Origin of the sequence: Streptomyces sp. NBC_00207, from assembly GCF_045160965.1 — a bacterium.
Lineage (GTDB): Bacteria > Actinomycetota > Actinomycetes > Streptomycetales > Streptomycetaceae > Streptomyces.
The window spans coordinates 2,511,339-2,524,163 of record NZ_CP130715.1; the positions used below are offsets into that span (position 1 = coordinate 2,511,339).

The 12,825-nt window shown below is 71.8% G+C and carries 14 protein-coding genes; 1 reads left to right on the forward strand and 13 read right to left on the reverse strand.

Features of this window, described 5'->3' with window-relative positions; genetic code table 11:
• Positions 1-18: 18 nt before the first annotated feature.
• On the forward strand, positions 19-1,017 hold the full coding sequence (locus tag OG472_RS12055; RefSeq protein ID WP_405829401.1) for an RluA family pseudouridine synthase: 999 nt from the start codon (positions 19-21) through the stop codon (positions 1,015-1,017).
• Here OG472_RS12055 and OG472_RS12060 read toward each other — a convergent pair.
• The 13 genes from OG472_RS12060 to OG472_RS12120 form a co-directional block, all read right to left on the reverse strand.
• Positions 989-2,089, reverse strand: a complete 1,101-nt coding sequence (locus tag OG472_RS12060) for a CU044_5270 family protein (protein ID WP_405829403.1) — start codon at positions 2,087-2,089, stop codon at positions 989-991. The genes OG472_RS12055 and OG472_RS12060 overlap by 29 nt on opposite strands.
• Complete coding sequence (locus tag OG472_RS12065; protein ID WP_405941401.1) at positions 2,089-2,715, reverse strand: RNA polymerase sigma factor; 627 nt, start codon at positions 2,713-2,715, stop codon at positions 2,089-2,091. Before OG472_RS12065 ends, OG472_RS12060 begins: the two co-directional genes overlap by 1 nt.
• A 73-nt stretch (positions 2,716-2,788) precedes the next feature.
• Positions 2,789-3,451, reverse strand: coding sequence for a TetR/AcrR family transcriptional regulator (locus tag OG472_RS12070; protein WP_405941402.1), 663 nt, complete (start codon positions 3,449-3,451; stop codon positions 2,789-2,791).
• Positions 3,452-3,541: 90 nt separating this feature from the next.
• Positions 3,542-6,382 (reverse strand): DEAD/DEAH box helicase, encoded by a 2,841-nt coding sequence (locus tag OG472_RS12075; protein ID WP_401609182.1) that lies wholly within the window; start codon positions 6,380-6,382, stop codon positions 3,542-3,544.
• A 46-nt stretch (positions 6,383-6,428) separates the two neighbouring features.
• The gene (locus tag OG472_RS12080; RefSeq protein WP_401609180.1) at positions 6,429-7,316 is read right to left on the reverse strand and encodes a diacylglycerol kinase; all 888 of its coding nucleotides are present in this window, start codon (positions 7,314-7,316) and stop codon (positions 6,429-6,431) included.
• 17 nt (positions 7,317-7,333) lie between these two features.
• Positions 7,334-8,290, reverse strand: coding sequence for a twin-arginine translocase subunit TatC (tatC, locus tag OG472_RS12085; RefSeq protein WP_401609178.1), 957 nt, complete (start codon positions 8,288-8,290; stop codon positions 7,334-7,336).
• Positions 8,291-8,337: 47 nt separating this feature from the next.
• A complete protein-coding gene (gene tatA / locus OG472_RS12090) occupies positions 8,338-8,634 on the reverse strand; it encodes a Sec-independent protein translocase subunit TatA (protein ID WP_383573084.1) in 297 nt (98 codons plus the stop codon).
• Positions 8,635-8,802: 168 nt separating this feature from the next.
• Positions 8,803-9,003 (reverse strand): hypothetical protein, encoded by a 201-nt coding sequence (locus OG472_RS12095; RefSeq protein WP_327413008.1) that lies wholly within the window; start codon positions 9,001-9,003, stop codon positions 8,803-8,805.
• A 26-nt stretch (positions 9,004-9,029) separates the two neighbouring features.
• On the reverse strand, positions 9,030-9,257 hold the full coding sequence (locus OG472_RS12100; RefSeq protein WP_327413009.1) for a hypothetical protein: 228 nt from the start codon (positions 9,255-9,257) through the stop codon (positions 9,030-9,032).
• 12 nt (positions 9,258-9,269) lie between these two features.
• Entirely contained in the window at positions 9,270-10,238 is a 969-nt protein-coding gene (locus OG472_RS12105) for a helix-turn-helix transcriptional regulator (protein ID WP_401609175.1), read from the reverse strand.
• Between the two features lie 136 nt (positions 10,239-10,374).
• Positions 10,375-11,331: a helix-turn-helix transcriptional regulator gene (locus tag OG472_RS12110; RefSeq protein ID WP_383573096.1), complete on the reverse strand. Its 957-nt coding sequence runs from the start codon at positions 11,329-11,331 to the stop codon at positions 10,375-10,377.
• Positions 11,332-11,451: 120 nt separating this feature from the next.
• On the reverse strand, positions 11,452-11,844 hold the full coding sequence (locus OG472_RS12115; RefSeq protein WP_319730908.1) for an FKBP-type peptidyl-prolyl cis-trans isomerase: 393 nt from the start codon (positions 11,842-11,844) through the stop codon (positions 11,452-11,454).
• A gap of 28 nt (positions 11,845-11,872) precedes the next feature.
• On the reverse strand, positions 11,873-12,814 hold the full coding sequence (locus tag OG472_RS12120; protein ID WP_405829409.1) for an FKBP-type peptidyl-prolyl cis-trans isomerase: 942 nt from the start codon (positions 12,812-12,814) through the stop codon (positions 11,873-11,875).
• Positions 12,815-12,825: the final 11 nt, after the last annotated feature.

The window sequence follows — 12,825 nt, forward strand, 5'->3', positions numbered from 1 at the left end:
CGCATAGCCTGTCCCCCGATGAGACGCAGAGCCCAGGCACCCCCCTCGCCCCTCCCCCAGCGGGCCGGTATCGACCCGGTCCGGCTGCGGCTGCCGCCCGACCCGGACGGGATCTGGCCGGACCTCGGCGGCTACCTCACCGCCCGCTACGCCGGCACCCGCGGCGCCGACTCCATCGCGCGCCTGCTGGCCGCCGGCCGGGTGCTCGGCCCCGGCGGGCGCATCCTGCACGCGCGGGACCCGTACGAGCCGGGCGGCTACCTGTGGTTCCACCGGGACATGGAGCCCGAGCCGCGGGTGCCCTTCGCGATCCGCGTCGTCCACCGGGACCCGCACCTGCTGGTCGTGGACAAGCCGCACTTCCTGGCGACCACCCCGCGCGGCAGCCACATCACCGAGACCGCCCTGGCCCGGCTCCGCGAGAAGCTGGACCTGCCCGAGCTCAGCCCGGCGCACCGGCTGGACCGGCTGACGGCGGGGCTGGTGATGTTCAGCATCCGGCCCGAGGACCGCGGCGCGTACCAGCTGCTCTTCCAGCGGCGCGAGGTCCACAAGGAGTACGAGGCCCTCGCACCCCACGACCCCGCGCTCGCCCCCGCCTTCCCGCGCACGGTCCGCAGCCGCATCGAGAAGGCCCGCGGGGTGATCGCGGCGACCGAGGTGCCCGGCGCCGAGCCCAACGCCGAGAGCCTGATCGAACTGACCGGCACCCGGGGGGACCTGGGCCGCTACCGGCTGACCCCGCACACCGGCCGCACCCACCAGCTGCGGGTGCACATGAACGGCCTGGGCCTGCCCATCCTCGGCGACCCGGTGTACCCGCGGGTCACCGATCCGGCCCCGGACGACTACCGCAGGCCGCTGCAGCTCCTGGCCCGGGTCCTGGAGTTCACCGACCCGGTCACCGGGACCGCCCACCGGTTCGAGAGCGGTCGCACCCTCCAGGCCTGGCACGACCGCTCCGGCTGGGAGGCCGGTACCGAGCCGGTCAGCGGGATCCGGCCGGAGTCTCCTTGATCCGGTCGACGACCGCACGGGTCAGGACGGCGCTGGTGGACACGACCGTGCCGGGCTTGATCAGGCCCCCCTCGCCGGAGCTGCCGCTGACCTGGACCGTGCGTTCGCCGAGGAACACCAGACTGTCCTTGTCGAAGATCCATTCCGTGCGCTGCCCGGAGGTCTCGTCCAGGTGGGCGACCGCGACCCCGTGGCGGCCCGCGGCGTCGACCGCCTCGTCCACCTGGACCACACCGGGGATCTTCGCGGCGGCCTTGTAGAGCGCGGCCGTGAGGGCGGCCGGCGGGTGGCTCGCACGCAGCAGGTCGCCGATCGTGGCGAAGGCCTCCTGGTCGGGGGTCCTGCCCATGCCCTCGGTCTCGGTGTAGATCTTCTGCAGCAGCACGTCGGGGTCGGTGGGCAGGGTGGCCAGATAGTCGTGGGTGGGCGCGTTGAGGTACGGCTGCGGGGGCTTGCCCGACTTGGTCGCGCGGTCCAGGGTGAGGCCCCCGGGGCCGGTGTTGCCGGGCTCGATCAGCCAGCCCTTGGCACCGTCCGGGGAGTTCCAGGTCTGGCGCAGGTGCGGCTCCTGGCTGACCAGGGTGTTCTTGCCGCGGTCGGTCCTCACGTACGTGTTGGCCTGCTGCACACCGATGTAGATGTACTGGTCCTTGCGCACCGCCGGCCCGGAGACCTCGGCCGCGGCGAGCGAGATCCGGTCCAGGAGCTGCGCGGCCCCGGCGGGGTTCGCGGCGCCGATCCGGGTGGTCAGGACCGGGCCCGTGGCGACCGCGGGGACCGTGCCGCCCTGGTCCGACAGGATGCGGACGCCGGCCACGACCGTGCCGGCCAGGACGCAGACGGCCACGGGCAGGAGGATCGCGCGGCGCAGCCGCGGGCCGGGCCGCCTCGTGGTGCGGGCGGGGGCGGCGCCGGTGGTGCGGCGGTCGCGGAGGTCGTCCCGGATCACCGCCATGAGCCGGTTCCTGTGGAACTGGTGGCGGCCCGCCGGAAGTTCCCGCTCGACGGGCGGCAGGAGATGCGCGCGCTCCTCCCACTCGCCGGGCTGGGGCTGGGAAAGGTTGGCGTTCATCAGATTCCCTCCTGTGCGGACCGGACCGCGTTCGCACGGTCGCCATGTGTCTGTCGCGGACGACCGCCGGGTTCCCGTCCGTTCTTCTTCAGTTCCGCGTCGGCGAGTTTGCGCAGCTTGGTGCGGGCCCGGGACAGCCGGGAGCGGACGGTGCCGACCGGGATGCCGAGGACCCGCGCGGCGTCGGCGTACTCCAGGCCCTCCCACAGGCACAGGAGGAGGACTTCGCGCTCGGGCCTGCGCAGCGCGCTCAGCCGGCCGAGCGTGACGGCGATGCGCTGCCGGTCGTCGAGCCGGCCGGCCACCTCGTCCGCGTGGTCGGGCACGGCCGCGGCCGCCGCGGCGCCTGCGGCGGCCACGGCGGCGGCCCGGTACCGCCGGTTGCTCCGGCAGTGGTTGCGGGCGATGTTGGTGGTGATGCCCAGCAGCCACGGCCTGAGCGATCCCCCTTCGGGATCCACCCTGGCGCGCAGCCGCCACGCCTCCATGAAGACCGCCGACATGACGTCCTCCGCGACGGACCAGTCCCCGGTCAGCCGGAAGGCATGGTTGTACACGGTGCGGGCATAGCTGTCGAACAGCTCCGCGAAGGCCTCGGGATCCCCGGACCGCACCCGGGTTCGCATTTCTGTGGTCACTCCTGTCGGCTGTCCGCCACCGGGGGGCGGGTTCCCGTGACCTGCGCCACAGCCGGAGGGGTCACCGGCTCCCGGGCGGGCCGACCCCCGCGATCCGCAGCGCGGCGTCGGCGGTGGCCTCCGCGAAGGCTCCCACCGGCCGCGCCGGATCGGCCCGGTGGATCAGCATGACACCCTCGATGAGTCCGAAGACCAGGTCGTTGCGGAGCGCGAGTCCCGCCCCGTCCCCGGCCAGTTCGACGCCGGCGCAGGTCCCGCCGAGCAACACCCGGTAGGCGTGCTTGAGTTCCGCGCGCATCCGGCGGAACTGCGCGAAGCGCGCGCCGCACACCTCGGGCAGCAGGTAGAGCGCCCCCAGGTCGTACGGGCCCCCGCACAGCAGCAGCACATCGGAGCGGCACAGCTCCCACAGCCGCCGCGCGGCGGGCCGTCCGTCCTCGGCGAGCAGCCGGCGGGCCAGTGCCAGCGAGGGCGCGACCGTGGACTCCAGCAGTTCGGCGAGGAGGTCCTCCTTGCCGCGGAAGTAGTGGTACATCGTGGCCTGGCGCATTCCGGCCCGCCCGGCGACCGCCCGCGTGGTGGTCGCCGCGTACCCCTGGGCGGTGAACAACTCGGCCGCCGCGCAGAGGAGTTCCTCGCGCGGCGGCCGGCCGCTCTCCGGTCTCAGCCGGTCGGCGCGCGGCCGGCCGACCCGTCTCGGGCCCTCGTCTGCTCCCCCACTCATGGACCGATCGTCGCACAGAGCACGACGATTCGATCATGGCAAGAGATCAGATCAGGCCCGCCCCGTTCTCGGAGGAAGCCCCAAAACCGGCTAGCCGACCGAGCTGTAGGCCACTACGCCCCGCAGCAGGGCGTCCACGGCCTTGCGGGCGTTGCGCGCCACCGTGCTCCCGCTCTCGCCGGAGGCCGAGGGAGCCGCCGCCGCGATCTGCCCGAGCACGTCGATGACCTGCTTGCACCAGCGCACGAAGTCACCGGCCGGCATCTCCGCCTCGCGCAGCACCTCGTCCAGGCTCTTGTCGGAAGCCCACTGGTACGCCGCCCACGCGAAGCCGAGATCCGGCTCCCGCTGGCCCACGCCCTCCGCCTGGTTGATGCGGTGCTCCTCCTCCAGCGCATCGAGCCGGCCCCAGATCCGGACCATCTCGCCCAGCGCCTCCTTCGCCGCGCCGCCCGGCACCTTCGGTGCGACCGCGTCGTCGGACTGCCGCGCCTCGAAGACCAGCGCCGAGACGCAGGCGGCCAGTTCGGCCGGGCTCAGCCCCTCCCACACCTTGGCCCGCAGGCACTCGGAGGCCAGCAGGTCGAGCTCCCCGTACAGCCGGGCGAGCCGCTTGCCGTGCACGGTGACCTCGTCCTCGCGCAGGTAGTCCAGCTCGGTCAGCAGCGCGTGGATCCGGTCGAAGGTGCGGGCGATGGTGTTCGTGCGGCCCTCGATCCGCCGCTCCAGCTGCAGGGTGTCCCGCTTGAGCCGGTGGTAGCGCTCCGCCCAGCGGGCGTGGTCCTCGCGCTCGTCGCAGCCGTGGCAGGGATGCGCCCGCAGTTCGGAACGCAGCCGGGCGATCTCACGGTCGTCGGCCGCCGCGGCCCGGCCGCGCGCACGCCGCTCCGGCGTGATGTGCCCGGCCTTGCTCCGCAGCTGCGAGGCCAGGTCCCGACGGGACTGCGGGGAGCGCGCGTTGAAGGTCTTGGGGATCCGCATCCGGTCGAGCGCCTCCACCGGGACCGGGAAGTCGATCGCGGCGAGCCGCTTGACCTGCCGCTCGGCGGTGAGCACCAGGGGGCGCGGGCCCTCCGCGTACTCGTACCCGCGGTGCCCGTTGACCCGCCCGGCCGGCACGCCCGGGTCCAGGACCAGCGCGAGCCCGGCGAACTTGCCGGTCGGCACGTGGATGATGTCGCCCGGCTTGAGCTTCTCCAGCGAACTGGCCGCCTGCACCCGGCGCTGGGCGGCGCCCTGCTTGGCCAGCTCCGTCTCACGGTCCTTCAGGTCGCGGCGCAGCTGCGCGTACTCCTCGAAGTTCCCCAGGTGGCAGGTCATGCCCTCCTGGTAGCCCTCCAGGCCCTCCTCGTTGCGCTGCACCTGCCGGGAGATCCCGACGACCGAGCGGTCGGCCTGGAACTGCGCGAAGGAGGTCTCCAGCAGTTCGCGCGAGCGGTGCCGCCCGAACTGGCTGACCAGGTTCACGGCCATGTTGTACGAGGGCTTGAAGCTGGAGCGCAGCGGATACGTACGGGTACCCGCGAGCCCGGCGAGCCCGGCCGGGTCCATGCCCCGCTGCCACAGCACCACCGCGTGGCCCTCGACGTCGATGCCGCGCCGCCCGGCCCGGCCGGTCAGCTGCGTGTACTCGCCGGGGGTGATGTCGGCGTGCTGCTCCCCGTTCCACTTGACCAGCTTCTCCAGGATCACCGTGCGCGCGGGCATGTTGATGCCCAGCGCCAGGGTCTCGGTGGCGAAGACGGCCTTGACCAGACCGCGGACGAACAGCTCCTCCACGACCTCCTTGAAGGTGGGCAGCATGCCCGCGTGGTGCGCGGCGATGCCCCGCTCCAGCCCTTCGAGCCACTCGTAGTACCCCAGGACGTGCAGGTCCTCGGTGGGGATGGAGGCGGTCCGCGCCTCGACGATCTCGCGGACCCTGAGCCGCGCGGACTCGTCGTTGAGCCGCAGTCCCGCGTACAGGCACTGCTGGACCGCGGCCTCGCAGCCGGCCCGGCTGAAGATGAAGTTGATGGCGGGCAGCAGCCCGTCGCCGTCGAGGCGGGCGATGACCTCGGGGCGGGAGGGGGTCCAGATCCGGCCGCGGGAGCGCCGCTCGCGCTCGCGGTCGGCCTCGCGGACCATCTTGCCGCGGCGTCGGTCCTTCGGGTTGTACGTGCGGCTGTTCTCCTCGCGCGCCATGCGCAGCAGGTCGGGATTGACCTCCCGGCGCGCGGAGCCGCGGCCGCCGTGGTCGGACTCCTCCTCGAAGAGGTCGTAGATCCGGCGGCCGGCCATGACGTGCTGCCACAGCGGGACGGGCCGCTCCTCGGAGACGATCACCTCGGTGTCGCCGCGGACGGTGTCCAGCCAGTCGCCGAACTCCTCGGCGTTCGACACGGTGGCCGACAGGGACACCAGGGTCACCGACTCGGGGAGGTGGATGATCACTTCCTCCCAGACGGCTCCGCGGAACCGGTCGGAGAGGTAGTGGACCTCGTCCATCACGACGTAGCCGAGACCGAGCAGCGACTGGGAGCCCGCGTACAGCATGTTGCGGAGCACCTCGGTGGTCATCACGACCACCGGCGCCTCGGAGTTCACGCTGTTGTCGCCGGTCAGCAGGCCCACCTTGTCGGCGCCGTAGCGCTTGACGAGGTCGGCGTACTTCTGGTTCGACAGCGCCTTGATCGGCGTCGTGTAGAAGCACTTGCGGCCCTGCTGGAGGGCCAGGTGCACGGCGAACTCGCCGACGATGGTCTTGCCCGAGCCTGTCGGGGCGGCGACGAGGACGCCCTTGCCGGCCTCCAGTGCCTTGCAGGCCTCGACCTGGTAAGGGTCCAGATCGAAGTCGTACATCTCGCGGAAGGGGGCCAGGGCAGAGGCCTCTTCGGCGGCGCGGATCCGGGCAGCGGCGTACCGCTCGGCGGGTGAGAGTTCTTCGGTCATCTTGCTGTCGAGCCTACCCGCCACCTCTGACAACAGTCGCGATCATTTAAGCGAGCAGCCGGACCGCTCCGGGGACGCACTCCGCGGTCACCGGGAGCGCCCCGAGCGGCTCACCGTCCGCGTACGCCGTCAGGCCCGGCGCCTCCAGGGTGATCTTCCGGGCCCGGTGGACGCTCACCTTCGGGTGGCTCAGGTGCCTGCCCTTGTAGACCTGCGGAAACACCGACAGCAGGGTGGCGCGGCTGCAGTCGCCGACCACCGTGACGTCGAAGAGCCCGTCGTCGGGGACGGCGTCCGCACAGATCCGCATGCCGCCGCCGTAGGAGGATCCGTTGCCGACGGCCACCAGCGTCGCCTCGGTCTCGATCACCGGGCCGTCGTCCAGGGTGATCCGGTACGGGAACGGGCGGAAGGCGGCCAGCTCCGCGATCATCGCCAGGTCGTACTTGAACCGGCCGGCCGGCAGCCGCATCCGGTTGCCCCGGTCGTTGACCCGGGAGTCGAAGCCGGAGCACAGCACGGTCCCGAACCAGCCATCGCCCACCCGCCCCAGGTCGATCTCCCGGATCCGGCTCTCCTTCAGGGCCTCGGCGGCCGTCCGCCCCGCCCGCGCGGGCTCCCGTACGGGCAGTCCCATCGCCCGTGCGAAGTCGTTGCCGGTGCCCGCCGCGACCACCCCGAGCGGCACCCGGGTCCCCGCCAGGGCCTGCAGCGCCAGGGAGACCATCCCGTCGCCGCCCACCGCGATCACCGCGCCGGTGCCCTCGCGGACGGCGGCGGTCAGCCGGGCCAGCGCGTCCTCGGCGTCGGCGCCCACCACCGTCCGTACGGAGAAGCCGGCCGCCCGCAACGCGGAAGCGGCCGGCTGCGCGGCGTGCGCGCCCCGGCCGCGGCCCGCGGTGGGATTGACGAAGAGGGTGATCTCAGAGCTCACCCCGCGGAATCTACCTGTCAGGTGGCGTCGTCGTAACCGTTGATCCGCTGGCGTCCGCCGTCGGCCTGGCCGGGCAGCGCGGCGGGGGCCGACACCGACTCCAGCGCGCCGATCGGCGCCGGGGTCAGGTCCAGCTCGGAGGCCTCGTCGTCGCTCAGGCCCGCGTCGGGGTCGTTGCGCTGGCGCCTGCGGTCGTTGAGGAGACAGATGCCGAGGGCCAGGAAGTAGAGGGCCACGATGGGCAGGGCCAGCGCCAGCATGGTCGGCGGGTCACCTGTGGGCGTCGCGAAGGCGGCGAAGACCGTGATGCCGAGGACCATGCCCCGCCACCAGCCGCCCATCCGCTTGCCCGTGAGCACGCCCGTGAAGTTCAGCAGGATCAGCAGCAGCGGGAGCTCGAAGGCCAGGCCGAACACGATCACCATGCGGGTGACCAGGTCGAGGTAGTCGTCGACCGGCAGCAGGTTGCGCGCGTGATCGGGAGTGAACTCCAGCATGATCGTCGCGGTCTGCGGAAGGATCTTGTACGCGAGCACGGCGCCGGCCGCGAACAGCGGCGCACCGACCGCGACGAAACTCCGCGCGTACTTCTTCTCGTGGCTGTGCAGACCAGGCGCTGCGAACGCCCACAGCTGGTACAGCCACACCGGCGCGGACAGCACCACACCGGCCGTCAGCGAGACCTTCAGGGCGATCGAGAACGCCGAGATGAGACCGTTCACGGTCATGTCGGCGCAGGGGTGGCCGTTGCGCTGGGTCACCACACCGTTCTTGCAGCCGACGGAGTCCAGCATCGGCTTCAGCAGGAAGTTGATGATGTCCCTGTAGAAGAAGGCCGAGATGACGGTGATCACCAGGATCGCCAGGACCGACTTCAGCAGACGGTTTCGCAGCTCACGCAGGTGCTCGACAAGAGGCATCCGCCCTTCGGCGTCCTTGTCCGCTTTCTCCTGCTTGCGGGCAGACTTGAGCAACCCACGTCCCTTGTCTCGTTGCAGATGACTGGCGCGTACGGCGTGCGTCAGCCCTGGGCGGTGCGGTTCGGCTCGCTGACCGGGCGGGAGCTGGTGACGTCACCGGGCGCCGCCTGGATGGTGCGCGGGGCGACGGGCTGCTGCGCGGACTGGTCCGCGGCGGTGGTGGCGGTGGCCGCGTCCTCGGCCTCGCCGTCCTTCTTCATGGCCTTGGCTTCGCTCTTGAGGATGCGGGCCGACTTGCCGAGGGAGCGCGCCATGTCGGGGAGCTTCTTGGCGCCGAACAGCAGGATGATGACTCCGAGAATGACGAAGATTTCCCAACCCCTGAGGTTGCCGAACATAGGTATCTTCCTTTTCTCCGAGGTTCACAGCTCAACGGCACGGGCGCCTAGGACTGTCTCTACCGAGGATCGTAACCCCAGGGGGTTAACGCCCGGCAATCCCCCGGCGTCCCCCGTCTTGCGTCCTGGCCGGATGTCAATCCCCCGGTCACACGCCCGTCTCATTCGCTACGGTCGCACGTCGCGGCCCGCCCGGGCCAGGTCCGCGGCCGCCCGCTCGAGATCGCCCGAGGCATCGGTGATCCGGCGGCTGGCCTGCGCGACCTGCACGGACAGTCTGCGCACCTCCGCGTAGACCCGTACCGCCAGCACGGCGAGCACGGCGACTCCGAGGAAGCCCAGGGCAATTGCGAACATCGGCCACAGCATGGGGCCGAGCCTAGGCCACCCCCCGCTCAGATGCTGCGCAGGGTGCTCACGCCACCGCCCGTCAGCAGCTCCACGATGCGCTCACCAGCAGGTTTGCGCACGGAGGCACCACATTCAGGACACGTGAAGGAGTAGAAGGTGGCCCTGCGGCTGCCGCCGATCGCCAGCCGCAGGGCGCCCGCGTCCAGCTCGAAGCGGGCCCGGCAGTCGGGACAGGAGGCCTTGAAGGCGACGGGCCCTGACGTTGGCGACATCGACCGCTCCCCTCAGACCTGTTCCCCGTACCCCGCGAGTGCTTCTCGAGCGGCGCTCCGCGCGCTCTCCGCCAGCTCTGCGGGGGCGACGATCCGCCCCTCCCGCCCGAGCCTCAGCGCGAGCCGGCGCAGCGAAGCCGGATCCGGGCTGCGCAGCGTGATCCGCAGGCCCCCGTCGGCCAGCTCCTCCGCGCTGTCGTGCGGGTAGTACTCGGCGACCCAGCGCCCGCCCGGCCCCACCTCGACGACGACCTCCGGGTCCTCGGCGGCCGGCTGGACCAGGCCCTCGGACAGATCGCGCGGCTCGATCGCCGGCGGCTCGGCCCGCTCGTCCAGCAGCCGGATCTCCGCCACCCGGTCGAGGCGGAAGGTGCGCCGGGCCTCGGAGAGGTGGCACCACCCCTCCATGTACGTGTGCCCCACCGCGAACAGCCGGATCGGGTCGACCTTGCGCTCGGTGAGCTCGTCGCGCGCGGGCGAGTAGTAGCGCAGCCACAGCCGCCGGCGCTCCGCGATGGCCCGGTCGACGTCCGCGAAGACCCCGCCCTCCGACTCGAAGGTCACCGACAGCCGGGAGCTGGCCCCTGCCACCTCGCCCGCGGCCGCCTCCAGCTTGGCGGTGGCACGCAGCAGGGCGTCCCGGTCGCTCTCGCGCAGCCCGGGCAGGGTCGCCACGGCACGCGCGGCCACCAGCAGCGCGGTCGCCTCGTCGGCGGCCAGCCGCAGCGGCTCGGCGGTGGACTCCCCCGAGGCGTCGGGGTTGCGCCACCAGATGCGCTCCCCGTCGGTGTCGATGTCGAGCAGGTCCCCGCCCCGGAAGCTGGTCCCGCACATGGGCAGCACGTCGAGGTCCGAGATCAGCTCGTCCTCGGTGATCCCGAAGGCGCGGGCGACGTCGGCGACGTGCGCCCCGGGGCGCTCGCGCAGGTACGTCACCAGGGACAGCATCCGGCGGGTCTGGTCGATGGCGTTGGCAGCCATGCTGGTACGTCTCCCCCTCAGGGCACGTCTTCGAATGTGGCGGTCTCGAAGCTGGCGGATCTCGGATCGGGCTCTCGGATGTGTCGGATCCCGGACGGTGCGGCGGCGGACGCGGGCGGCGCCGCCGCGCACCGGGTCAGGCCTTGGCCACGGCCCGCAGCCGGTCCACCACGTCGGCCCGCAGGTCGGCGGGTCCGACCACGACGACGTCCGGCCCGAACTCCACCAGCCAGGCGTCCAGCCCGTGCCCGTACGGGATCTCCAGCTCGTCCCAGCCATCCGCGCCCTCGCGCACCGCGGTGGCCTTGGCCCGCAGCGGGTAGCCCGCACCCGCGCGCAGCCGGATCAGCGCGGAGCGGTCCGCGCTCTCCCCGGCCCAGCTCGCCACGGTCTCCCGCACGGTCACCACGTCGGGCACTTCCGCCGTGTACCTGGCCGCCCGGGAGCGGACCTTGCCGGTGATCCGGGACAGCCGGAACACCCGCTCCGCCCCGCGGTCCCGGTCGTAGCCGGCCAGGTACCAGTGACCGCGCCAGCACTCCAGCGCCCAGGGCTCCACCTGACGGCTCTCGGGCCGGGCCGCGGTGGACTTGCGGTAGTCGAAGACCACCGGCCGGCGGTCCCGGCAGGCCAGCATCAGCGGCTCGAAGGCCGCCTCGTGGACCGGGATGCGCGGCTCGATGGCACTGTGCTGTCCCTCGTACGGGTCGCCCGCCTCCGGCATCCCGCCCGCGCGCAGCTTCTGCAGCGCCCCGCTGGCGGCCCCCGCCAGACGGGCCTGCTGCCAGACCTTGGCCGCCAGCCCCAGGGCTGCGGCCTCCTCGGCGTCCAGCGAGACGGGAGGCAGCCGGTTGCTGTCGCGGCGGGCCAGGTAGCCGGTCTCGCCCTCCAGGTTCTCCACCGTCTCGATGACCAGGCCGAGTTCCCGCAGATCGTCCTTGTCCCGCTCGAACATGCGGTTGAAGGACTCGTCGTTGCCGGCCTCCATGTAGGCCTCGATGGAACCGCGCAACTCGCGCTTGCTCAGCGGCCGGCGGGTCCCCAGCAGACACAGCGCCAGATTCATCAGCCGCTCGGCCTTGGCAATCGCCATCGACGCCCTTCCCCCGTTCTCGACACACTCGTGACCGTTGACCGTACCGCCCCGGCGGTCCCGGACAAAAGCGAGGGCCCCCGCCTCACGGCGGGGGCCCTCGGAGTGACTGCCGGTGAATCAGGCGGCCATCAGGTCACAGACGAAGATCAGCGTCTCGCCCGGGGCGATCGCGCCGCCCGCGCCACGGTCACCGTAGGCGAGGTGCGCCGGGATCGTCAGCTTGCGACGGCCGCCGACCTTCATGCCCGCGATGCCCTGGTCCCAGCCCGCGATGACGCGGCCGGCACCGAGCGGGAACTGCAGCGCGGAACCGCGGTTCCACGAAGCGTCGAACTCCTCGCCGGTGGAGAAGGCCACGCCCACGTAGTGGACGGAGACCATGGCACCGGCCTTGGCCTCGGCGCCGTCGCCCTCCCAGATGTCCTCGATGACGAGGTCCTTCGGGGCTTCGCCCTCGGGGAAGTCGATCTCGGGCTTCTCGAGCTTGTCGCTCACGGAACTGCTCCTCATACGTACGAAACGGTCAACCGGAACAGTCTTACATCACGGCGAGGATGTCGAGGCTGAAGACCAGCGTCGACTTCGCCGGGATGGTGCCCTGCTCCTTGTCACCGAAGGCCTGGTCCGGCGGGATGACCAGCAGGATGCGGCTGCCGACCTTCTTGCCGATCAGGCCGTCCTTCAGGCCCGGGACCGAAAGCTCCTTCAGCGGCCACGTGACCGTCTGGCCCGAGGTGTACGTGCTTTCGAAGGACTTGTCGTCCTTCCACGTCTTGCCGTTGAACTTCACGACGACGGAGTCGGCGTCCTTGACCACCGCACCGTCACCCTCCAGGACGTAGTTCGAGACCAGCTTGGCCGGCTCGGCGGTGTCCTTCGGGACGGTCACGGAGACCTCGTTGCCGTCCGTGTTCGTGCCGACCTTGGGCAGGTCCTTGTTCTCCTGGGCGACTTCCTTGCCCTTGGCCGAGGCCGGGACGGTGGCGCCCTTGAGGATGTCCACGACGAACACCAGCGTGGCGTTCGGCCCGATCTTCGGCTCCGAGCCCTTGGCCCCGTAGCCCAGGTCCGGCGGGATCACGAGCTCGACACGGCTGCCGACCTTCTGGCCCTCCAGGCCCTGGTCCCAGCCCTTGATGACGCCGCCGGCACCGATGGTCAGGTCGAACGGCGCGGGCCGGCCGAAGCTCTGGTCGAACGGCTCCTTGCCGTCCCACACCTGGCCGAGGTAGTTGACCTGCGCGATGTCGTCCTTCTTCAGCACCTGCCCGGTGCCCTCGCTGATGGTCACCACCTTCAGCTCCTTGGGCGGCGAACCCTTCCCCTTCGACAGGGTGGGCGTCTCCCCGAACTTGACACCCTTGGTGATCGCGGGCGCCCCGTTCTTCATCTGGGCGGAGTCGGAGCCGCTGTCGTCGCCACAGGCTGCTGTCGTCAGCAGCAGAAGGGGTACGACAAGCAGGCCGGCAAGTCGGCGCACGGGTTCCTCAG

Coding starts and splice junctions, on each gene's coding strand:
- OG472_RS12100 (WP_327413009.1), bottom strand. CDS start 9,257: ATGTCGCCAACGTCAGGGCCCGTCGCCTTCAAGGCCTCCTGTCCCGAC.
- OG472_RS12055 (WP_405829401.1), top strand. CDS start 19: ATGAGACGCAGAGCCCAGGCACCCCCCTCGCCCCTCCCCCAGCGGGCC.
- OG472_RS12115 (WP_319730908.1), bottom strand. CDS start 11,844: ATGAGGAGCAGTTCCGTGAGCGACAAGCTCGAGAAGCCCGAGATCGAC.
- OG472_RS12105 (WP_401609175.1), bottom strand. CDS start 10,238: ATGGCTGCCAACGCCATCGACCAGACCCGCCGGATGCTGTCCCTGGTG.
- tatA (WP_383573084.1), bottom strand. CDS start 8,634: ATGTTCGGCAACCTCAGGGGTTGGGAAATCTTCGTCATTCTCGGAGTC.
- OG472_RS12065 (WP_405941401.1), bottom strand. CDS start 2,715: ATGCGAACCCGGGTGCGGTCCGGGGATCCCGAGGCCTTCGCGGAGCTG.
- OG472_RS12060 (WP_405829403.1), bottom strand. CDS start 2,089: ATGAACGCCAACCTTTCCCAGCCCCAGCCCGGCGAGTGGGAGGAGCGC.
- OG472_RS12075 (WP_401609182.1), bottom strand. CDS start 6,382: ATGACCGAAGAACTCTCACCCGCCGAGCGGTACGCCGCTGCCCGGATC.
- OG472_RS12070 (WP_405941402.1), bottom strand. CDS start 3,451: ATGAGTGGGGGAGCAGACGAGGGCCCGAGACGGGTCGGCCGGCCGCGC.
- OG472_RS12095 (WP_327413008.1), bottom strand. CDS start 9,003: ATGCTGTGGCCGATGTTCGCAATTGCCCTGGGCTTCCTCGGAGTCGCC.
- OG472_RS12110 (WP_383573096.1), bottom strand. CDS start 11,331: ATGGCGATTGCCAAGGCCGAGCGGCTGATGAATCTGGCGCTGTGTCTG.